The sequence below is a fragment of the Pseudoalteromonas sp. G5_S1_14_S5 genome (assembly GCF_054968605.1).
This window is the reverse complement of sequence record NZ_JBQKUM010000008.1, coordinates 65,278-87,265: the sequence shown is the minus strand read 5'-3', so window position 1 is coordinate 87,265 and position 21,988 is coordinate 65,278. Positions and strand designations below refer to the sequence as shown.

The 21,988-nt window shown below is 44.3% G+C and carries 20 protein-coding genes and 1 pseudogene; 9 read left to right on the top strand and 12 right to left on the bottom strand.

All coding sequences use genetic code 11. The features are described 5' to 3' along the window. Nucleotides 1–321: 321 nt before the first annotated feature. The 6 genes from ACTRWI_RS04320 to ACTRWI_RS04295 form a co-directional block, all read right to left on the bottom strand. Nucleotides 322–591, bottom strand: a complete 270-nt coding sequence (locus ACTRWI_RS04320; RefSeq protein ID WP_086714931.1) for a hypothetical protein — start codon at nt 589–591, stop codon at nt 322–324. Nucleotides 592–615: 24 nt separating this feature from the next. Beyond that, complete coding sequence (traN, locus tag ACTRWI_RS04315) at nt 616–3,597, bottom strand: conjugal transfer protein TraN (RefSeq protein ID WP_499129618.1); 2,982 nt, start codon at nt 3,595–3,597, stop codon at nt 616–618. A 131-nt stretch (nt 3,598–3,728) separates the two neighbouring features. Continuing rightward, on the bottom strand, nt 3,729–4,796 hold the full coding sequence (locus ACTRWI_RS04310; RefSeq protein ID WP_081230309.1) for a TraU family protein: 1,068 nt from the start codon (nt 4,794–4,796) through the stop codon (nt 3,729–3,731). A gap of 12 nt (nt 4,797–4,808) precedes the next feature. Further along, complete coding sequence (locus tag ACTRWI_RS04305) at nt 4,809–5,036, bottom strand: hypothetical protein (protein ID WP_269999845.1); 228 nt, start codon at nt 5,034–5,036, stop codon at nt 4,809–4,811. Between the two features lie 16 nt (nt 5,037–5,052). After that, nucleotides 5,053–6,633, bottom strand: coding sequence for a TrbC family F-type conjugative pilus assembly protein (locus tag ACTRWI_RS04300; protein ID WP_499129617.1), 1,581 nt, complete (start codon nt 6,631–6,633; stop codon nt 5,053–5,055). Further along, nucleotides 6,620–7,129 (bottom strand): S26 family signal peptidase, encoded by a 510-nt coding sequence (locus tag ACTRWI_RS04295; RefSeq protein ID WP_499129616.1) that lies wholly within the window; start codon nt 7,127–7,129, stop codon nt 6,620–6,622. Before ACTRWI_RS04295 ends, ACTRWI_RS04300 begins: the two co-directional genes overlap by 14 nt. 198 nt (nt 7,130–7,327) lie before the next feature. On the opposite strand from ACTRWI_RS04295, the gene ACTRWI_RS04290 reads away from it, so the two are divergent. Together ACTRWI_RS04290 and ACTRWI_RS04285 are read left to right on the top strand one after the other, a co-directional pair. Next, nucleotides 7,328–7,678, top strand: a complete 351-nt coding sequence (locus ACTRWI_RS04290) for a hypothetical protein (protein ID WP_269999847.1) — start codon at nt 7,328–7,330, stop codon at nt 7,676–7,678. A 49-nt stretch (nt 7,679–7,727) separates the two neighbouring features. Beyond that, complete coding sequence (locus ACTRWI_RS04285; protein ID WP_499129615.1) at nt 7,728–8,516, top strand: hypothetical protein; 789 nt, start codon at nt 7,728–7,730, stop codon at nt 8,514–8,516. A gap of 77 nt (nt 8,517–8,593) precedes the next feature. Here the strand turns inward: ACTRWI_RS04285 and ACTRWI_RS04280 are convergent, their stop codons facing one another. After that, nucleotides 8,594–9,400, bottom strand: a complete 807-nt coding sequence (locus ACTRWI_RS04280) for a hypothetical protein (protein WP_269999849.1) — start codon at nt 9,398–9,400, stop codon at nt 8,594–8,596. 422 nt (nt 9,401–9,822) lie between these two features. On the opposite strand from ACTRWI_RS04280, the gene ACTRWI_RS04275 reads away from it, so the two are divergent. Then, on the top strand, nt 9,823–10,632 hold the full coding sequence (locus tag ACTRWI_RS04275) for a DUF4165 domain-containing protein (protein ID WP_499129614.1): 810 nt from the start codon (nt 9,823–9,825) through the stop codon (nt 10,630–10,632). A gap of 39 nt (nt 10,633–10,671) precedes the next feature. Here ACTRWI_RS04275 and ACTRWI_RS04270 read toward each other — a convergent pair. From ACTRWI_RS04270 to hisD, 5 genes and pseudogenes are all read right to left on the bottom strand, one after another. Then, a pseudogene (locus tag ACTRWI_RS04270) lies at nt 10,672–10,875 on the bottom strand (heteromeric transposase endonuclease subunit TnsA); the annotation flags it as partial. A 386-nt stretch (nt 10,876–11,261) separates the two neighbouring features. Beyond that, nucleotides 11,262–11,975, bottom strand: coding sequence for an alpha/beta fold hydrolase (locus ACTRWI_RS04265; protein ID WP_499129613.1), 714 nt, complete (start codon nt 11,973–11,975; stop codon nt 11,262–11,264). After that, nucleotides 11,975–12,979, bottom strand: coding sequence for a cupin domain-containing protein (locus ACTRWI_RS04260; protein ID WP_499129612.1), 1,005 nt, complete (start codon nt 12,977–12,979; stop codon nt 11,975–11,977). The genes ACTRWI_RS04265 and ACTRWI_RS04260 overlap by 1 nt, the downstream gene beginning before the upstream one ends. An 88-nt stretch (nt 12,980–13,067) precedes the next feature. Next, complete coding sequence (locus ACTRWI_RS04255; RefSeq protein ID WP_499129611.1) at nt 13,068–13,802, bottom strand: SDR family NAD(P)-dependent oxidoreductase; 735 nt, start codon at nt 13,800–13,802, stop codon at nt 13,068–13,070. A gap of 1 nt (nt 13,803) precedes the next feature. Beyond that, nucleotides 13,804–15,096, bottom strand: a complete 1,293-nt coding sequence (gene hisD, locus ACTRWI_RS04250; protein ID WP_499129610.1) for a histidinol dehydrogenase — start codon at nt 15,094–15,096, stop codon at nt 13,804–13,806. Nucleotides 15,097–15,421: 325 nt separating this feature from the next. Between hisD and ACTRWI_RS04245 the strand changes: the two genes are divergently transcribed. From ACTRWI_RS04245 to ACTRWI_RS04220, 6 genes are all read left to right on the top strand, one after another. Then, nucleotides 15,422–16,171, top strand: coding sequence for an HpcH/HpaI aldolase family protein (locus ACTRWI_RS04245; RefSeq protein ID WP_499129609.1), 750 nt, complete (start codon nt 15,422–15,424; stop codon nt 16,169–16,171). Between the two features lie 139 nt (nt 16,172–16,310). Next, nucleotides 16,311–17,276, top strand: a complete 966-nt coding sequence (locus ACTRWI_RS04240; protein ID WP_394246232.1) for a LacI family DNA-binding transcriptional regulator — start codon at nt 16,311–16,313, stop codon at nt 17,274–17,276. Between the two features lie 296 nt (nt 17,277–17,572). Further along, on the top strand, nt 17,573–18,568 hold the full coding sequence (locus ACTRWI_RS04235) for a TRAP transporter substrate-binding protein (protein WP_499129608.1): 996 nt from the start codon (nt 17,573–17,575) through the stop codon (nt 18,566–18,568). Between the two features lie 157 nt (nt 18,569–18,725). After that, the gene (locus tag ACTRWI_RS04230; protein WP_499129607.1) at nt 18,726–19,289 is read left to right on the top strand and encodes a TRAP transporter small permease; all 564 of its coding nucleotides are present in this window, start codon (nt 18,726–18,728) and stop codon (nt 19,287–19,289) included. Next, nucleotides 19,286–20,566 (top strand): TRAP transporter large permease, encoded by a 1,281-nt coding sequence (locus ACTRWI_RS04225; protein ID WP_499129606.1) that lies wholly within the window; start codon nt 19,286–19,288, stop codon nt 20,564–20,566. Before ACTRWI_RS04230 ends, ACTRWI_RS04225 begins: the two co-directional genes overlap by 4 nt. A gap of 295 nt (nt 20,567–20,861) precedes the next feature. Further along, on the top strand, nt 20,862–21,947 hold the full coding sequence (locus tag ACTRWI_RS04220; RefSeq protein WP_499129605.1) for an ABC transporter ATP-binding protein: 1,086 nt from the start codon (nt 20,862–20,864) through the stop codon (nt 21,945–21,947). Nucleotides 21,948–21,988: the final 41 nt, after the last annotated feature.

The window sequence follows — 21,988 nt, the reverse complement described above, 5'->3', positions numbered from 1 at the left end:
TCGTCCACCCGACAGAAATGAGTTTGGCAACATCGCCTCTGTAACAACATCGCCTCTGTAACAACATCGCCTCTGTAATCACACAACATCGCCTCTGTTAGATTCCAATCAGCACAGAAAGCACTACCTCTATAAGAACTATGCCTTAGTTCAGTTCACCCTTACAACCTTAGATATTAACCATTAAGACAGACGTTACACCTTCAAGTATGCATAACAAACTATATTGTAATTAAACAATCTTAATTGGAATGACTCAAACTATATTGGCCTCTGACAAAGGGCTTAGACTGTAAGCCCTTTTTGATGTATTGAAGTAATTTACGTGTCTGAGATATAAACCATATATTTCTCCAAGCGGCACTCATAGAATTTAAGGTCATCGACCCACAGAGAAATTAGCTGTTCTTTGCCTTTAAATGGTGCGACTGACCGCAGCTTATCCAGTAAACCTGATTGCTCATTCTTTGGCGCACGTAAGGTAACGTTGATTCCAACTCCTCTAGCGTTTGCCTCCACAATAACCTTTCCCCTCGTACAATGAGCTTGTAATATTGCTAACCCAGCTTGTAGTTCAGTCAGTTGATTCATTCCATTTATCTTTGTTAAATAACTCTAATCGTCCAAAATCGATAATGGTGAGTCACACACTGGTGGTCTAGGGTATACCGAGCAATCCAAGTTACCAGGTGTTGCTGCATCATGTGTCTCTTTCAAGTTTGCGTCGGCGTCAGTTGACTCGAAACGTGCTTGGTTAAGGTCGACAGGGTTCATTGCATCATCATTGTTTGGCATCCAAGCTTGGCTCGACAGGGTATCGATATTTAAATCGTCATGTTCTACTGCAAGTCCAGAAGCCATAATCAGATTTTCCCATTCGGTTAAATCTATGGTGTCCCAATCCAACTCGCTGACTTGTTCAAGCGTCATGCCTGAACATTGTCCATTTCTCGGATCGAGGCTGATATTCAGTTGAGGCGCCGCTTGTTCCATGATGATACGCCCCAATGGACTCGGGTAGCAGCAATAGTGCTTACGCTTTATGAGACAGCCAAATGGCGTGTCTTTGTGGCAACTGGTTGAGGCATATATGCATTGTTGTTGGTCGAGCTTCATACCCATGCCCATTTCAAGGTCGTCACATTCCGAAATCATCATTGCACCCAACTTAATCAGTTGATAGGTAGCATAAACGGCCATAATAGTTGCAAATGCGCCAGAGACAGCTGGGTTGAGTGACACTGTTGTAGTAGCAGTCGAACCGGTTCCCTCCGTCACAGTATCAAAGATCGCATCTCGGATTGCATCAGGCAGCAGGTCTGCGACCTTTTTCATCAATTCACCTTTAATTTCATCGAGCAAACTCTCTGTTGCGGCCTCAGCTGCGGCCTCCCCGACTTCACCCGTGATGTTACGTACCGCAAAATCCCAACCAGCGCTCACAGCATCGGTCACATAAGTTACGGTATTGGTAACAGGAGTTGGGTAACTAGACGCCCAGGAACCAAATCCGGCACCAGAGCTTGCCAACCCAGCCAGTGATTGTTCCATCGCATAGTGATGATAGACGCCTTTGATGTAATCGAAGATATTGGTTTGTCCTGCGGATATCGTGCAGCAGTTAAAACCAAGCCCTGTCTGCTCGATACCGCAATATGACACTTCACCATTGAAGACTTTACAGGTGGAGACATCATCTGGATTTTCACACTCCATATTCGATTTAATGTCTTCCAGCATCTTGAACGTCGCCATTGCTTCCGCAAAGTCATCATTCATTTCAAGCTCTGAATAACGGCAATCTCCACCCACACACTGCATTTCACCCGTGCAAATGTCTTCCTCCATCGTGTACGAATAGTTTCCGTTTGTATAAGTGTTACATTCGTAGACTGACTCTTGGACGTATGCTCGCCCCGTTATAGGGTCAACAAAGGCTGGGTTTTGTTCAATTAACGCACAGTCGGCATTATTTCTGTAAGGCTCACAGCGATCCGGAATATTGGCGTTAAATTCAGTGAAAGAAGTGCAAACCCTCTCATTGCTTTCTGGCCAGTAAGGTTGACCACAAATTTGTTGCTTCGGTAAAGGATTGCATTCGTAGTTGACAGCATTGGCCTTTAAACACGCTTTACCATCGCTCGTTTGGCCCGGACGAGGCACGTTAATAGGCAAACCGATTAAGAACTGATCATAATCATCGATATGCGCCGCTTCGGATTCCACACATTCCCATCCTCCGTAGCTACACATCATGCCTTGTTGTCCACCACTCTGATTCAGTGGATTACTACAGTCTGGATTAATGTAGATCTGATCGCCTTCGCTACCAAACACATCACACGTCGAAGGGTCTTGAATCCAACCGAGTTCCGCAGCACAACCAACAGGAGATTGCTCAATGAATTCTTTAGGGTCAATTGGGTCCACAGTACGGACGAGAATGGTGGCTTTACCTTCCCCTCCACCGCCTACACCCAAACGCATTTTGAATTTAACGATTCCGCGATTAGAAGCACGAGCAGCTTCAAATTGGCTTGTTATGTTGGTATTTGTAGTAAACACTCGGCTGGAGCTGAATTCACAATTAGTGTGTTGGTATGGAAAGCCAGTTTCGTCTACATATGGGTGCGCCCAATTGCCGTTTTCATCGTAATCAGGGTATGAAGTACAATCGCCATCACGACAACTGCCATTGTTAAACCAATACGATTTAGTGGGTACATATTGATAAACGATTGCATTATTTAGTGTAAATTGAATGACATCATCCACCCACACTCGCTCGAACGTTACCGAACTGATACGGACATCTTCTTCAAGCTCAAATTCAACAAAGTTGATTTTGTGGTAACAGCCCATTCCATGGTCATGAGTACTGTTGTCGGTTGGGTCACCTACGGTCAGTCTAAAAGTATGTGAATCGACGATTTCTACATCGCCACTACCAGAGCGCTTTTTCAAAGGGTAGGTTGTGTGTCGTTTTAATTCACACTTCATTAGATTGGAACGGTCGGGTTCCATGCATTCATTTTTGACTTTCCCGACATACTCTCTGTTTACTGAGTACGTATTTGTTTCTGTCGTGCAAGCGCTATAAAAATCTGAATTGGCATCATCTAGGTTATTGGCCAACTCTTTAAAAATGTTGTCGGCATCGACCATGATAGAGTCATCGGACTCTAGTTTTTGGTAATTGTCGTTATAATTAAGCTTTAATGTGTTGTAAGCCTTAGCGTCATAGTCCGACTCACTACCAACGGTGTTATTCGAAAACCTATCTGAAACACCTTGTCCTGACTCTCTCAGTTTATTTTCATTTTGATAAGCTTGGTATGCGTCAAATTGCCCTTCTGATCCAACACGCTCAACATCCAATCCAAACAATTCTGAGTTGCCTAGCGAGTTACCACCTACAGTAGCATTGCCACCGCTGTAAGTAGGTGTTTGAAAGTTTCCGTATATCTCATCAAGTGACATATTCTGTGCGTAGGTCACCGTTGAGGTAGATGCATACAGCACACCGATAAACGAAACATGAAAGATCTGAACCAGAAACGCGAACAAGCTAAAGTGAGTCAGTATTCGATTAAACATAACGCCCTGCCTTTTTCTCAAAACAAGATCAGGTTAATCCCGTAACACTTAAAAAATTTCAAATAGCGAGGGCATTTTGAGTTTTTGTTAAACGAATACAAAAAACCACCCGTTAGGGTGGCTCTCTAAAGTTACCTTAAGCAGCAATCATTCCAAGAATACAGAAGATAAACGAACGCTTCCCGACCAGGGACCAATCGGCCATTACCCCACTTAAGAACGCTGTCACCGAGTTTATGACAACAACCTGTTGATAGTGGAATTGAAGATCCTCCCCCACCTTTAGGTTGCGAGCTCGCCTCTCTTACTGGGTAAAGCATGGAAGAACGATATTGTGTTTTTGGCAACATTGGCGCGTAGTTCGGTTCACAACTGTCTTGAATCATATGATTACCCATTGTCAGCTGTGCTTGCCCACGTCGGTGTAGAGTGGCCATCAAACGCGTGGTTAACAACGAAGTGCCACGTACCGGATCGTCACTGTACTGATTATTGCCAGTCATTGGGTAAAGGTTCCCTGAACACCCAGCACAAAAATAGTTTTCAACTACCTCTCCACCAGCCAGTATTTGAGCGCAATCGGCTGTACAGATAGAGGTCGCTATTGGGTTCGAAAAGATAACGGTTTCCGGAAACATCACGAACGCCAACAAATCATCTTGATACAACGGGTCGGCTTCGGAAAAGTACGCCAAATCCAATGTTGTCGCCCCATCATAGGTACAATCCGCGTTGGCAAACATTTCAATCATTTGCATTACTGGGTAAACCCAATATTTATAGTGAAAGAAAGAAGTTTCTGTATCGTCAATCGCTGTTTCTGTTCGGCCTTGTCCAGCACGGGTATTATCGTCTGCCAAACGAACACCGAATGAAGGCATGCAGTATGGCGTTGGTGAAAAAGATACGATCCTTGATGGTTGGAAGAACCCGAGCGGTATACCCCATTCAGGGACACCTAGCTCATCAGCACACATGCAAAAAGGCTTGCTCGAAGCGGCTCCTTTAGGCGCGTCCCCACCAATACCGGCTAGTCGAATTGGAAGTAAACAGCTCCAACACATACCGTCGATGACCGTACTCAAGATGTTGGCATCGGGACATAAGTCGCCTGCCTTGTCGTTATCCGCAGCCACAGAATATAAGCTCGCCATGCTTATCATTGTGGACATCAAACCAATCAAAAAGAACCTAATCATATGTTCCTCCCTTTAGTTCTTGTTCACTTGCTCTATCACAACACCAGCAGCGTCAATACCTTGTTCTTTAATGTTGTTCACGGAATTCGAGAAGTTTGGGTTATCTTTCATTAGCTGATCTGCAGCATCAATGCTTGATTCAGTAATGTCCCTCACTGAGTTGGCTAGATTAGGTTGTGTATCAGCCAACCACACACCGAGAGCGACGCCGAAACCAATAAGTACGAGACTCTTAATCATGTTGTGTTTTCCTTAACTAGTTTGTTTTGGATTGATTGAGCGGTGTAGGTTGGCCACCGTCAGCCACTTGTAGGTTGACCTGAGTGACTGTTTGCGCCGAATACTCATTTATCTGGAACATACCCTCATCGGTACTAATTAACCGAGTCGGGGTCACTTCCAAATCAAATCGGTCGATGACTTCTTTAGTCAGGATGGTCACGTCATAGGTGAACTTCTTATTTAACTCAGATATATGGTCAAACCCCCTATCCTTATCGATACGTGTAGATATGAGTTTCACTTTCCCGCGAGATTCATTGAGGGACATGTACTTTACAAACTCCACTTCCTGTTCGTCGGTCGCATCAAAGACAAACATGGTTAAATGTGCAGGTACTATGTCGTGGTTTTTAAGCGGCTTGAGGGGATTTATTAACTCTCCTTTCTTGGCCAGAATAAGACCATTGACCGCTTTCACATCACCAGTGGCTATCACTGTTGGGTCAAAGTCGAACTCACGGTCTTTCACGGCTGGTGGAAGAGTATGAAAACTGCGGTTATGCCAATGGCGTGCTATTGCTTGTTTTTGTTCCGTTTCCCAATCCACGGCCCTCATTCTATTTTTTGACTCTTCAATGAAGCTTTTTTCTGCGATAGGAAATATGGAGCCCATTTCACCAAGGAATACCTCGGAGCCGTCATAATCAGGGTTTGCTGCCGCGCTTTCCGTCTCGTTCTGTAAGTAGCTTGCGCTGATTAGACCTTTCACTTTCCCGACGAGTTTTGTGTTATCGGATAATTTGCGCTCATAAACCATCGTTGGAACTTGTTCAATGTTGAAACGCTCGAATGCCATTGGATCCATGTAAACAGCGGCTTTATTGATTCGTTTCAGTTTGTCTGGGTTCTCGGCATGCGTGCGTATGTCATCTTGAGCATTAGCCAGTTTGACCTTTAATTGCCACAAACCTTTAATCATATCTGGTACGCCCACGTCGCCAGGTCGTAAGCCGTTAAACACAACACGGCCTCCCCACTCTGCAGCGAGCTCTAGCACCTCTTTCATTTGGTGATCAGGCATTGAACTCGACACGAATATCCAAAAAACCGTGTTCGCTTCTTCATCGTCGTATTTGTTGTCTACTTTTTGACTTGGAGACGAAGGGTTCGGCTGCTCAATGCTTATCGAATCGAGATTATCAATTGTCAATGTGGAGGGATCGAATGCTAAGGGTTTTGGTTGTCCTTCATTGACAATGGAATTGGCTTGATACTGAGTTTGGTTATCATCGATAACATCTTGAAGGGCTCTGAAATTGATATCTGGCGTATCGTCCTTCCGATATTCGATAAGAGAGCCCGATTGGTCAGAAATGGTACTGTTCAACGACTTGGCGTGATCGGCCATTTCTTTCAATTCTTTCATCATTTTAGGGTTCAGGTTACTTGCATCTAAAACTGCTTGAGTACCTTGAACTTCATGGGCGTTGGATATGATGTCGTTACTGCGTTGTACATTATCCAGATCTTCTTGAGTGAGTTGTCCGTTAGCCAACGCGTAAGTCGCAATGAATAAAGTTAGTAACAAGACGTTGTGTGCCTTAGAGAAATGCATAGCCAACTCCGATAATTTGAGAGTGTGCAACTAAACCCCAGTATCTTGAATCAAAAGAGGTAGGTAGCGTGCCAAGAGCGAAATATTGCCCTTCAGGGACAACGAAAGTCTTATTGAGGGTATCGAAGTCGATTTGGGCATAATTAATCATTCGACGAGCATCAGCCGCATAACGAATGACTTCCCCATCTTTGGTGGTCACGGTGACTCCATCCAAGTCAAAGGTCACGGTATCTCCAGCAACACCAGCTGCTATTTTCAAGAAATTGGTGCCATGTGCGAAATAAGGTTGAGCGTTAAGCGACAGGAAGGACATGAGTTGCCCACGCTTGGGGAAATGATTCTTAGAGTCGATGACTGCGGCCTTGATAGGTAAACAACCCAATGCTGTTGGGACCAATGAAATCTGATACCGACCACTAAGTAGCAATACGGCCAACACTAATCCAACGAGCGTGCCGAATATTTTGATATATGTGTACTGTGTAATGTTCATACGCTTCCGTTACCGAGACATTGATAAACTGGATATACGTAATCTTCACACTTTATTTAGTCATAAAATCCAAATAGGCAGCCAAATATCGATGACTAATTGATCTATTTGCTGTGCGTTTAAAATTTATGGGAATGATAACTACAACACATATAGAAATGCTAATATATGAAATTGGATCCACCAAGACACGATGGTATGAAAAACACAGACCCTTTAACGTTGATTGACTCAGCCTCAACCCATCTGGCTCTGGTCAACTTAAAAGACGCATTAAACAAAGCACTGTTTCAATCTGAGTTAGCTTTACAGTCATCTTTAGAAGCTAATCAAACGCTGATCGATCCTTACCCTGTCATCCCGCTTCGCATTCTGACTGAAGGCATACGAGCTGCTAACTATCATCATACCGGATACACAGCAGATATGTTTTTAAGCCCTTATGCTGATGAGTCTCCCACCGTTTACTACCGCTTATGCGTCCATACAAAACAATTGGTATCGGATATCGAAAAATACATAGAACAAAGTTCACCAATAGCTAAATAGTCAGCTGTAAGTTGTATAACCCTGTTAAATATCGAACGGGGACTACTTTATGAACACTCCAACATTTTCGCCTAGCAATCGACCAATTCAGAAACCGCAAAACAACAATGCGCCATCAAGTGCGAATCTACATTCGGTCCCTGTAAATCAACAAAGATCGGCGCACCCCGAGCAACCTCAAAAGAACCAAGCGTTTTCACCAGCTACACCACCAGCGAATAACCCGCAAAATGCAGGACTAAAGCCGAACCCATTTAAAGCAAATAACCAAGAACCTGATCCTAATTCAATGCGCCAAATACGAGCTCATAGTTATAAGGTTCATGGCGGTAAAGCTGCTTTGGAAGTGAAGCCTGACGAAAAATTGAAGTCTAGCCAACAGGGTATTGTTGATGAAAATGGCGAACAAAATATTTTCTATACCATTCGTTTAGAAGCCGCCATTAGTAATAATTCAGGTGACCGCTCTTTCAATTGGAAAGATAAGGTCGCGATTCAACTCACAGACATCGAACTGCCATTGTTCATCGGGGTATGTTTCGGCTTTTACGAAAAGATTTATTTCGGTAATCATGGTGTGGGAGGTGAGAAATCATCGAAATTCTTTGGCGTAGAGCACCAAGGTTCAAAAGTCTTTTTTCAAGTAGGTCAGAAAGACAAACCGATCAGAGCCGTACCAGTCAACCTGCCACAAAGCATGCATATTGGATTAATGGCCCTAGAGATTTACTGCAAAAATTTTCCGGGAATAGATTCCAATACTGTTCTGAACTCAATTTCCAATATGTGTGGAATGTACATTTCACAAAACAGAAAGGAGATAAGGGATAAAGCATAATATCGACTGTCTAAACGCACAAAAGCTCCGATTCAGGAGCTTCTGCGGAAGTAGTAATAACAATCGGTCACTTACCTTCACGAGTCTGAATGGGTGATCTTAAACGTTTTATCAAACACGCTGATCATCACCACGTTATCATGTTGATACACGTACATCGCGTTCCCAGGTAGTTCTTTCTTCCCCTTATATTCAAGCAACCTTGTGTACTTGTATGACCCTTTAGTTGTCAAATCAAATAGCACAACGCCTATTCGTTCACCTGAACTTGTCTTTGTTTTAGCAAAACCGAGAACGTAGGGTTTGTTATCAATGGAAATGGCCGTGTCGATATACAGTTCATCAAATTGATTTGTCACCCCATGTGGAAACGTTTGAGTTTTCCATTCGCGCCTTCCTTCATACCCTTCTTTGTAAATGGGAGCTTCGATGTAGTGAAATGAGTTAGGTTGTCCAGATGACGCAATGACTGTCACCTTTTCTCCACTCGTTACTACGGTTGCGTTGTCTTTATGCTCGGCTAAGAAGGCATAGTCATACCCACTTAACCTTGAGTAGTCCATCGCGGCGTGCCTGATGACATACAAGGACTCCTTCCCATGATTGAGGCTCATCAATACGTATCGACTGGATATACGCTTAGGGTCGGTCAAATGAACTTCACCATCGATGATAAGCGCTTCGTATGACTTGCGATTGAATTCATTCAATGACAGTGGTGTTGCTGCCTTGAAATATTCACTCTCATTTTCATGTCCATGCACGGCGTCATAATTAGTTTTCATTGGTGGACAATACGCAGCATTTTCCGGCTCGCTCGAACAACCTGCAATGATGAAGACACTCGCAATTAGACCATAGAGGGGGTAACGGGATTTATTCATTGTATCGTCCTTTTTGATAATACTCAGAGCATTGTATTTAGGCGGTCTTCGTCTTTTCTCAAATAGAGAGGCGATTTTTAATTATTAATTAAGTTTCTTTTGCTAAACAACCAATCTTTCTGGTGTATACTGTTTTTGAACGAAATGAATGACATTAGTTTATTCTTAGTTCCTCCATACAAATCCGACTGGAAGGGGTTCCAGAAGGTCAATCTTCGGATTGAAGTCTCGCAGGAGAGGTCTTGCGAGCACAAGTCTCTTGGAAGGGGTTTCAAGAGCGAGAATGGGCTCACTATGAGCCCTTTTCTTTTTCCAAAGCACCAACGTCAATCAAACACCCCGATTTCTTCCTTTATTTGAATTTCCCTTAAGCCACTCTTGATAGCATCAATCTAATTCACTTTGATTTAAATAGGTCAATTATGAAATTGCGATTATGTTTTCTATCATTATGTCTCACCACATCTGGGTTCGCACATTCAGCAATTGAGGGGTTTGAGTTCACAGATACACTCGGTATATCGAAGCTTGTAAAAACGAATACTGCCGAATCCACGTTGATTAATAACGTCGGCCAATTAGGGATTCATGTAAGCGCAGGGTTAGATCGCCGCATCCGAGTGAGTATTCTTCAGAATGGCGTAGCTGTTACCACCACCACGGGCAACGTGATCACCGTTAATGATGCTTACTCTCCATTTAGCAGTGAATATTTCGGCTCATTACTTAGCGTGTCTATTCCGTCAGAAGGTAGCTATACCGTTCAGGCTGAAACATTGTCACTGGATGGAGTGGTAGTTAATTCAGAATCGACGAACATCATTAGGGATGTCACGCCACCAGCCTCCGATAATATGTCAGTAAAATACATGTATGGGGGTCACGTAAACTCTATGCTCCCTGCCGGTAGTTGGTATCTATCCGCTCAAATGGGGTCCTACACCTCAACCATTGTTGAAGTCAAAAACGTCAATGATGTATCGGGTATTGATAGTATAGAGATGGAAACCTTCACCTTTGACGCCAAAGACAATCGTATCCCATATAAATCGAAAAGCCTTGCCTACACTGAGTCAAAGTTATCCGCTGAAAAAGATTCCCCCGGGCATGCCCGGGGTACTTACCGTGACAACGCTAAAGCGTTGACCAAAATTACAAACAGCTTACGCTGTAATTTTGGAGTTGGCATTCATCCACGGGTAAACCCGTGGTTTTCTGTATGCACAGAATAAACCTTTCAGTGAACTCTAGTCTGTTCCCACTTGGTAAGTTAAGAATACGGCAAGTTCTAAATCATAGAGCAAATGATGAGTGCGCTGGCTTTTATGACCAAAGACTCGATGAGAGCGACCATCGGATGGAACATCGCGAACCGTTATCCAAGGCAGATAATCTGAGCCGCAGCCATTGCCACGGCCTTCTTTTATCCACCGTTTGTATTTTCTTTCAGAGGGTACGTACTTACTTTTTGGCATATAAAAACATCGTAACTTGCTTATAAAACAAGCATAAAAGCAGCAAATTTAGTATGCAACTTTATTACTTGTCGATTTATATCTTATGTACACAATCAATGAGCATCAAATTTTAACAAAGATTAACAATTGGTGTTATAACATGGATTTGGTACAACAGAATCGCTCGGTGATCACAACACTAAGCAGGTCGCCGTAACATTTTTTTGGAAAGAATATTCTTAGAGTAATCACTTAAATTAGAAAGATACGGGTAACTTTTGATATTGGAAAGAGGCTTCGTGAAGTGTCCTGTTAAGTAGATAGGACGCACTCTTCTTTAGCCCAGCTTTAACGGTATTGTTACCTAAATCAATTGAACCCTGTTCTAACCCACTGTGAAGCCTCTAAGCGAACTCTTCTAACCAATTCTGTATATGTTTCGATACAATCTTAGGCTGCTCCAATGTCGATAAGTGTCCACAATCCGGAATAACGTGAAGTGATACCTGCTTGATGTGTTTTGCCATCAAAAGATGATTATCGATCGGACATAGCAGGTCGTCTTTTCCGGTAATTATCAAAGTGGGTACCTGAATATCCTGAAGTAACGGCCTAGCATCAGGACGAGTCGCTAATGCTTGGGCATGAGCCTCAAACCTTTCTATGCCGACGTTATTCGCCATTTGCGTGATTCTTTGAGTCAGAGCTTGGTTTGCTAACTGGTTAGGATGAATAAGCACTGGCATTAAAATATCGGGAGTTATTGACTCGAACTCCCCTGCTTTTGCTTTATCAACTAACGCGTTTCTTTTCTCCGACACCTCTGGCTTTTCATCAGCAGAGTTTGTATCCATTAATATTAAGCCTTTTACGCGTTCTGGCGCCTGCCTGAAAACTTCAAACGCGAGGATCCCTCCCATGGATAACCCGCCAAGAATGAAACTTTTCGGGGCGTTATCTAGTACTTTACTCGCCAAGGCTTGCATGGATGTGTCAGCTCCCAAGTCACAAGTAAAAGGAGCCACCCAATCGGGCAGCTCTTTATTGACGTCTTGAAACAACGCTTCATCACATAACAAACCAGGTAACCATAGCAGTGGTACTTCTGGTTTCATCATTAGTTGCCTTGTAGTGTTTGTGGTTGGTCAGAACCTAATACCACGTAGGTGAAGCTAGTGCCTCTTAGGTTCTCAAGGCTGTACGATGCGCCCACAGGCACACTAAACACGTCACCAGTCGTCAACACTAGCTGAGCTTGCTCGCCATCCTTTACTAGATTAAGTAAGGTATCGCCTTCAAAGTTAATCAACACCTGCTTTTCATCGCGTTGATGAACTGGAATGCTCGCACCTTCGGTTAACTCGTAAGCCATGATACTCACGTCATCAACGCTTTTAACTTGGAAGTCGTAGCTCGCAGACGGGTGACCGGTTAATGCAAATTGCTTCACGCCAGGCTTGTCAAAGTCGCTGGTGATTTCTCGGTAGTCCTTTTTCAGCGCAACGAACGGCATCATTTGTTCCGCAGTGTAAGTATCAAATTTACTCAGTTCTTCTTCAGTTAGTAGTGGCATTAGTTCCGATTCATTTGGCACGGCATCACCATCAATGGTATCAACCAGTGTACCGTCTGCTTTTAGGTACAAGCCGTAACCTTGGCTGTCTTTAATCACATTCGGATGCCAAACCACGCCACCACCAGAGTTGTCGCCACCTAAAACGGAATACATAAAGCCGTAATCACGCCCTACCACCTCAAAGCCTCTAAAAAGATTGGTAGGAATTGAGATGACATCACCATGTGATAGCACCGCTTCATGTTCACCTTCGTTGCCCCAATAGAATCTAAACTGACCTTTGAAAACCACGAACAGTTCAGCGGTATGGTGTGAATGCAGAGAGTTTTTGATTCCTGGTGGCTGGCCAGCAGCACCGATGTTAAAGCCTGCTGTTTCGCGAATATGAACATGCTGACGGCTGTTTTCAGCTACACCTGCGCCGATGATACAAAAATTATCTTTTAGATCGCTTCCCGGAGTACGCGCGTCAATGAAAGCGCTAGTACCAGGTATTAGCTCCATGTAGCGCACGAGGTTATTATTAATTGTATTTTGTAGGGTCATTCTAAATTCCTTTTAACCTAACATCGCGCTTCCATTAGGTTCCGAAAGTGTGATGTTAAGTGCGTAAGCCGCTCATCGCAGCGTTATATTAATTACCTAACGGTCTTCCACCATCGACTGCAATGGTATTTCCGGTTGAAAATGTCAGTAGCTCCGCAGCTGCATAAACGGCGTTGGCGACCTCTTGATCACAGGCCAATCGTTTCAGAGGAGTTGATTGCTCTTGCGCGTTGCGCCACTCGTCATCTAGCCCTTTAACAAATTCGGTATCCACAAGACCCGGCGCCACAGCAAGCACTCGGATGTCCGGAGACAAAGTCCGACCTAATGAGCGAGTCATGTTTTCGACTGCCGACTTACTCGCGCAATACGCAACGTTGCTTCCCATGGCTGTTTGAGCCGCTATTGAAGTAATATTCACCACGCAACCTTTGGCATTGCGAAGTAGAGATTCGAACGCACGAACCATGGCAAATGGTGCACGAACGTTGACTCGGAAAATCTTGTCTATCAGCTCGTCATTTAAAGACTCTAAATCACTGTGTGCGACAAACTTTGTCATACCGGCGCAGTTCACTAGCAAGTCTAATGAAGCCGATAACTCCTTAACTTGTTCCGCTAAAGCGCTTATCTCAGAGCTGTCTTCAACATTCAATTTATACATGGCATGGCCTGATCCTTCCAAGCTATCCAAGATCTGTTGAGCGGCAATTTCGTTACTGTTGTAAGTGAACACAACGCGGTAACCGGATTGCGCTAACTTGGCACATATGGCGGCACCAATGCCGCCACTGCCGCCTGTCACTAAGGCGAGTTTTGTCATGTTATGCCTCTACTGATTTTTCTTTGTAGCGACGTACACGAATATCCGCTTGCTCTTTATGACCAGCGAAACCTTCTAGTGCACACAGACGTGAACAGTACTCACCTACTTTCAGAGAGGCTGCTTCTGTCACACGCTGGTAAGTACATGTCTTGATGAATTTACCAACCCACAGACCGCCGGTGTAGCGCGCTGCTTTGTTGGTTGGCAGTGTATGGTTAGTACCGATACATTTGTCGCCGTAAGAAACGTTGGTCTCACGGCCTAAGAACAATGCACCGTAGTTGGTCATGTTATCTAAGAAGTACTTAGGATCTTTGGTCATGACTTGAACGTGTTCAGAAGCAATATCATCTGCTACTTCAACCATCTCTTCGTAGCTATCACATACAATCACTTGACCATAGTTTTCCCACGCTTTGCCAGCCACTTCCGCAGTAGGAAGAATCGTTAGCTGACGCTCGATTTCTTTTACTGTCTCTTTCGCAAAAGTTTCGCTATTAGTTAGCAGTACCGCAGGGGAGTTGTAACCGTGCTCAGCCTGACCAAGTAAGTCTGCTGCGGCTAATTCCGGATCACAGCCCTCTTCATCAGCAATAACCAATGTTTCTGTTGGGCCAGCGAACAAATCGATACCAACACGACCAAACAGTTGACGTTTTGCTTCTGCGACAAAAGCATTACCCGGGCCAACGATCATATCTACTGGAGCAATCGTCTCTGTACCAAGCGCCATCGCGCCTACCGCTTGTACGCCACCAAAACAGTAAATCTCATCCGCACCCGCCATCGCCATTGCTGCAACGATCGCCACGTTTGGTTGGCCATTAAATGGAGGAGCACAAGCAATAACACGTTTCACACCTGCAACCTTCGCAGTAAGAACACTCATGTGCGCAGACGCTACTAATGGGTACTTACCACCAGGGATGTAACAGCCAACACTGTTCACCGGTACGTTTTTGTGCCCAAGCACAACGCCAGGCATGGTTTCAACTTCGACGTCGTGCATTGAATCGCGTTGGATCTGCGCAAAGTTACGGACTTGTGTTTGTGCAAATTCAATGTCGTGCTTGGTTGATTCGTCCAATGCGTCCACACATGCCTGAATTTGCTCATCGGTTAGGCGAAACTGCTCCGGAGACCAGTTATCAAATTTTTCTGAAAGCTCACGAACTGCACTGTCACCTTTCTTTTCAATATCAGAAAGAATGTTCTCAACCGTTTGACGTACTTGCGCGTTGTTTGATGCCGATGCTTCTTCAGTGATGCCGTGTTTTAGAATGCGAGCCATGCGTAATTCTCCTTGTGGCGTATGCCTAGTGTTTGCTTGTTATTAGTTTCAACAGTGTTTGAATTTTGTTTTTGTATGATTTTGGATACGAATGCAAAACAAACATAAACATTTTATTAACACTTGGCAAATTGATTTACCACTCAGAAAACACACACACAACCCTTTGATTTAATTAATACAAACAACAAAACCCTGCTGTAAATTGAGATTTAAAGAACAAAAAACAATCAATTAATGTTACATTGATCACATTGTTTTTACTCTTTTTTTACAACAACACATGTTAAGTTTTGCATACCTTTGCAACGGAGAGTAAAAACACATGGATAACTTTAAGCACATATTGAATAACGCAGAGCTGCTTGGCACATTTGTCAAAACGCCGCACCCACACATCATCGAAGTGCTGTCATTAGCAGAGCTTCCTTTCATTGTTTTGGATGCAGAGCACGCACCTTTCGATAGGTCGACACTGGATAGCTGCATTCTCGCGGCTCGCGCCAATCTGCTCCCTTGCATTGTTCGAGTTCAAGATAGCCAACCATCAACCATATTGAATGCGTTAGATTGCGGTGCGAGTGGAATCCAAATCCCACACGTATGCAGCGCCGAGCAAGCAGAAAAGCTGGTGAAGATGTCCCATTATGGTGAAGGAGGCCGAGGCTATGCCGGTTCAAGTCGCGCCGCTAAGTACGCAACCAAACCAATGGCAAACCACATCAAAGACAGCAAGAGCGACACCGTCGTCATTGCTCAAATTGAAGACCCAGAAGGTGTGGTAAATGCTGAATCGATCGCAAGAGTTAAAGGTATTGATGCGCTGTTCATCGGCCAAGTAGACTTAGCGGTATCGTACGGGGCAGAAAGCGTGAATGACGAATGTGTGCGTGAAGCAAGCATTAAAATAATCAAAGCGGCCCAGCAAGTTAATAAGCCTGTCGGCATGTTTGTCGCAAATGCTCAAGCAGCTCGCAACTGGAAAGAACTGGGAGTTAGCTTCTTTTGCGTCGGTTCTGAACATAAAATGATCATCGATGGCTTTCGAAATGAGCAAGCCGTCATGAATTCATAAATTTTCTTTGTGATTTCAAATGTTACACGTATTGTAATTATTAAACTCAGCTCATTATGTATGGCGTGGTACTTAGATTTATCACGATATAAGGAGATTCACCATAAAAGCGAAAGTTACCTCAATCGACGTTGCCAGAATGCTCGGCGTTTCTCAGTCTACCGTTTCTCGAGCATTTAGCCCAACGGCGAGTATTAGTGAGAAGAAACGTAAAATGGTTATGGATGCCGCAACCAAACTTGGTTACACGCCAAACGCGATTGCTCGCAGCCTTATTTCCAACCGTTCAGGGCTAGTTGCCATCGCGCTCGATTGCGAATCAAACCCAATGTACGACTTACAATCTCGTGCCCTCGCGATGGAGATTCAAAAGCGCGGCGGTCAAGTTGTACTTTGTCCAATCGACAAAGATGACTTGGATCTTGCTATCTCACGTGCGATTGAATATCAAGTTGATGGTTTGATTATCGCCACCAGCCGTCTCACCTCACGAGCGTTTGCACAATGTGAGAAATTTGGTGTGCATTTAAGCCTAATTAACCGGTATACCGAAGGCATTAACGCGAACAGCGCTGGCTTAGATAACCAACAAGCCGGCACGCAAGCCGCCGATTATTTACTCGATAAAGGCTATAAACAACTGGCTTACGTAAGTGGTGACGCAGGCTCAATGACCAGTGACAAACGTTGGTTAGGGCTCTCTGAAACAGCCAAAGCACGAGGAGCAGCTTCACCTATTTTCATTAATGCTAAATACAATTTTGAATCTGGGTTAGAAGCAGCTAAAGAGCTAATGGAGCACACTTCAAGACCTGATGCCGTGTTCTGTGCCAATGATATCCTGGCTATGGGTGTCATGGATGGATTAAGGCAGCTTGGTTGTAGCATCCCTCAAGATTTTGCAGTGATGGGGGTTGATGACATTCCAATGGCATCTTGGCCAAGCTACGATCTTACCACCATCGCTCAGCCTATTGATAAAATCGTACAAAGTGCTGTCGAAGACTTGATGCAACGAATTAACGATAACGTTGACGCTAAAGGCGAATACCTGCTCGAACCCGGAACGATTATCGAGCGTGGAAGCACCGCCAGTCACCCATAACCAGTTTGTTACCTCACAACAAACTCGCTCTAAGCCAACCGTATTTACCTCCGTGAATTTAGACTAAAAGCCCTAATCAGATATTAGGGCTTCTTTCTGTGATCCCGTTTAAAAATTCACCTGTTAATTTCAAACTTTGCTATCAAACCGCATCAATTGTTATTGACTTGTTAGTCTCATGTTTATATTTTGGATTCGTATGCAAAATTAGGATATGAAGTGCGGACAAATAACCCACTGAACAACGTGACTCAAATGAATGCACATAAAAGTCATGTGATAAACAAGGAAGAACAATGAAACGCGCAATCTTTACCTCAATCACGGCCCTCGGCTTAACGCTATCAAGCATGAATACCTTTGCAAGCAACGTCATTCGCCTAGCTCACGATAGCCAAGAAACGTCACCAGTCCACAAAGCAATGCTGCACTTTGAAAAAGAGCTAGAGTCTCGCTCTGGTGGTGAACTTGAAGTAGAAATCTACCCAGCTCGTCAACTGGGCGATGTAAGAGAAACCACAGAGCTTGTTCAGCAAGGTAACTTGCAAATGACATTTGGTGCCTCTGTACTGCTTTCCCCTTACGTACCTGAATTCAACGTGCTTGATGTCTTCTACTTGTTTGAAGATGAAGCGCAAGCTCATAAAGCACTTGATAGTGACAAGATCGGCAAACAGCTGCTCACTTCAATGGAATCAAAAGGCTTTCATGGCTTAGGCTTCATGGAAGTTGGCTTCCGCAGCATCACCAATAACAAGCAACCAATCAACAGCATTGAAGATCTTAACAGTTTAAAAATTCGTTCCGCTTCAAACCCAACACAAATCAGTGCATGGAGATCGGTAGGGACTGCCCCAACACCACTTTCTTGGGGTGAGATCTTCACTTCACTACAACAAGGCTTAATCAATTCACAAGAAAGCGCGGTTTACTCGATTTACGCCGAGCGTTTTTACGAAGCGCAAGAGTACCTATCGCTGACCAACCATATCTACACCAACTACGTGTTGTTCATGAATAAGGAGTTTTGGGACTCGCTACCAAGTGACCAACAAGCACTTATCAATGAAGTAAGCCAAGAAACCATTGCCGTTCAGCGCACTCTCGCGGCGAAACAGAACCGAGAAGTCATTAAAGAGCTTGAAGCGAAAGGCATGACAGTAAACGTCGTACCAACTGACGTGCGCGCTCAAATGAAAGAAAAAATGAATGCTGCGGTTTACCAAGAACTGCGTAGCAAAACTGGTGAAGCGCTATTCGACAGTGTGATCACAGAAATAGAGCAACTCTAATTCGTCTATCACCACTGTTAACCCTTAATGGGTGCCCGCTATTGACTCAAGCTTTAAGAGCTAGCTTTGTCGCTTTACAAATAAGCCGCTTTAAAGCCTGAGATGCTGTTCATTCATTGGCATTCAATGCCCTTTTCAGCACTCTTTGGAGTTATGTATGAAATGGTTTCGCCTGTTCGACCGTTACTTCGAACCAACACTTATCGTACTTTCTATCTCATTGATGACCGCGCTACTGTGTTTACAGATAGCGTTACGTTTATTCGACGCTTCAATCGCTTGGGCGGAAGAGCTCGCTCGCTATCTTTTCGTTTGGGCGATGTATTTGAGCATCAGCTACTGCATTCGTGACGACCGACATATACGAATTCGCCTGTTCATTGACAAGTTACCAGGCAATTTTACGCAATACAGCTTGATCCTTTCCGACCTTATCTACTTGGCCTTTAGTTGCACTGTTGCGTGCTTTGGCTTCAAAGTGATTGGTCGCAGCCTAAAGCTAGGGCAAATTGCTCCCGCAATGGAAATTCCCATCGCATGCTTATACGCTTCTGTTCTGGTTTGCGCCGTGTTAAGTGCTATTCGACTTATCGTCAGCATCAATAAACGTGTTTCAATTATTGCTTACTCGCCAAAGTCGGTGCGGCTCACGCAACACCGCTACCGTCACTTAAAAGCAAAACACCGCACATCTAACCGTTTACTGGAGCTAAGCTTATGACCTCTGCTTTGTTATTTGGCAGTTTCGGATTACTGCTTCTTATCGGTGTTCCCGTCGGTATTGCCCTCGCAGGAGCCAGTATGCTGGCTATCTTGAGCCTGCCTTTTCTGAATATCGAATTTCTAGTACAAGGTTTGGTGACAGGCCTAGACTCTTTTCCGCTATTGGCTGTAGTGCTCTTCACATTGGCTGGAAACCTAATGAGCCAAGGCGGTATATCAAAACGCCTTTTACATGTAGCAGAAGTCTTCTTCGGTCACTTCACTGGCGGCTTGGGGATTGTCGCCATCGTCGCTTGTATGTTCTTTGCTTCCATCTCTGGTACAGGTTCTGCGACTGTTGCTGCTATCGGCTTAACCATGATCCCATCTATGGTGAAAAAAGGCTACGACCGAAGCTTTGCAGGTGCGCTTATTGCCTCTTCAGGGGGGATAGGGGTGATTATTCCGCCATCTGTTGTAATGATCGTGTATGCCATTACTGCCGAAGTCTCAGTCACCAAAATGTTCATGGCAGGCATCATTCCAGGACTCGTCGTAGGGTTCGTGCTGATCGGCTACTGCTTGATTGTGTCCAAGATTCGCGGCTACAAAGGTAACGATAAAAAAGCCACATGGAGTGAGCGACTAGCCGCACTCAAAGAAGCGATTTGGGCGATGCTGTTACCTGTCATCATTCTTGGTGGCATCTACTCTGGCGTATTCACACCAACTGAATCCGCTGCGATTGGTGTCTTGTACGGCTTGTTTTTCGGTATGTTCGTCTACAAAGAACTGGATTATAAAAAGGTCGTGAAGATCATTTTAGAGTCTTCCTTGTTGGTGGGCGCAGTACTGGTGATTGTGGGCGCTTCGGTTACCTTTGGCAGAATCCTAACACTTGAACGTCTGCCAACCGAAATCGCACAGTTCATTCTCTCTATTACGGAAAACAAACTGCTCATCTTGCTATGTATCACCGCATTACTGCTTATCGTCGGTACCTTCATGGAGACATTAGCGGCGATTGTTATCTTAACTCCAATCTTATTGCCTATCGTGACAGCATTAGGAATGGACCCGATTCACTTCGGTATCGTGATGATAGTCAACTTAGCCATAGGGTTTGTGACTCCCCCACTCGGCGCCAACCTATTTATGGCCAGCCAAGTCGGTAATGTGCCCATTGAATCATTATCGCGGGCAATTCTAGGGTGGATTGGAGCGATGCTCGTCGCCCTAATGATCATCACATTCGTGCCAGCAATTTCCTTAACTTTACCCAACCTCTTAGGTTAACCCTTAGTCACATCAAAAACAGTCAACACTTGAAGTGAGCCAATCGGCTCACTTTTTTATTGCACCACTACAATGCATACCTATCCAAAACACACACCAAGCCTTACTCGCTCAAGATTCATACAATGTCAACCGGTTATTATCTAATCAAGGCTATCAAATGGTCTTAACATGATTTCTAACACACTATTGATACGAATATGTGTTAATTGTTAATTATATGTTGCCGTTTTATTCTCATTTGCCAGAATGGATTCGTATGCAAAAACATATTCAAACATGGATGGAGTAAATCATGGCATCAGTTTCACTCAAGAACATAAAGAAATACTGGGACAATTTCACAGCCATTAATGACTTGTCATTAGAGATTAAAGATAAGGAGTTTCTAGTTTTGTTAGGCCCATCAGGTTGCGGTAAAACAACCACAATGCGAATGATCGCTGGTCTTGATACTCCCAGTGAAGGCGAGGTCTATATCGATGGAGAGTACGTCAACGACACTCACCCAAGAGATCGTGATATCGCAATGGTCTTCCAAAGCTACGGTTTGTACCCACAAAAAACCGTTTACGGCAACATTGCCTTCCCTCTTGAAATGCAACGTGTTCCGAAAGAAGAGCTGTATGACCGCGTGATGCGTGCAGCTAAGCGTGTTGAGCTAGAACACCTGCTAGACCGCAAACCAGCGACACTGTCAGGAGGACAGCGCCAACGTGTTGCGTTAGCTCGAGCGATTGTTCGTGAACCTCGCATGTTCCTAATGGACGAGCCTCTATCCAACCTAGATGCAAAACTGCGTGTTTCAATGCGTGCCCTACTGAAAAATCTACACCATGAATTTCAACGCACCACGGTATACGTGACCCACGATCAAATTGAAGCGATGACATTAGCTGACCGTGTTGCCGTTCTCTACCAAGGCAAAATCCAACAGCTTGATACCCCAAAAGAAATCTACAACAACCCAGCAAGCCTATTTGTTGCAAGCTTTATCGGCTCACCAGGCATGAACTTCATTAAAGGACAACTTGCTGATGGAACATTCTCAGGCGTGAGTTGTTCAGTGTCAGGGTTCAATAGCGAAGACAATGAGGCCGTCACCTTAGGCGTTCGCCCTGAAGATGTCTCTTTGTGCCCTGTCGATGAAAGTCATTTATACGGTGATGTCTACTCGGTAGAAATGACCGGCGAATGTACGTTGATTACCGTTCAAGTCGACGAGCACTACGTTATTTGCCGAACCGATAAGCATTGCACTGTTGGTATGGGCGACCGCATAGGCTTCAAATTTAACCTTGAACATACCTACCTTTTCGATAGCGAATCTGAGCAGCGCATTTATCGCGAGCAAGCAACCAGCTGTATCCAAGCCGCTTAATTACTTTAAGACCATCAAGCGATGGTTATGAACGACCACAA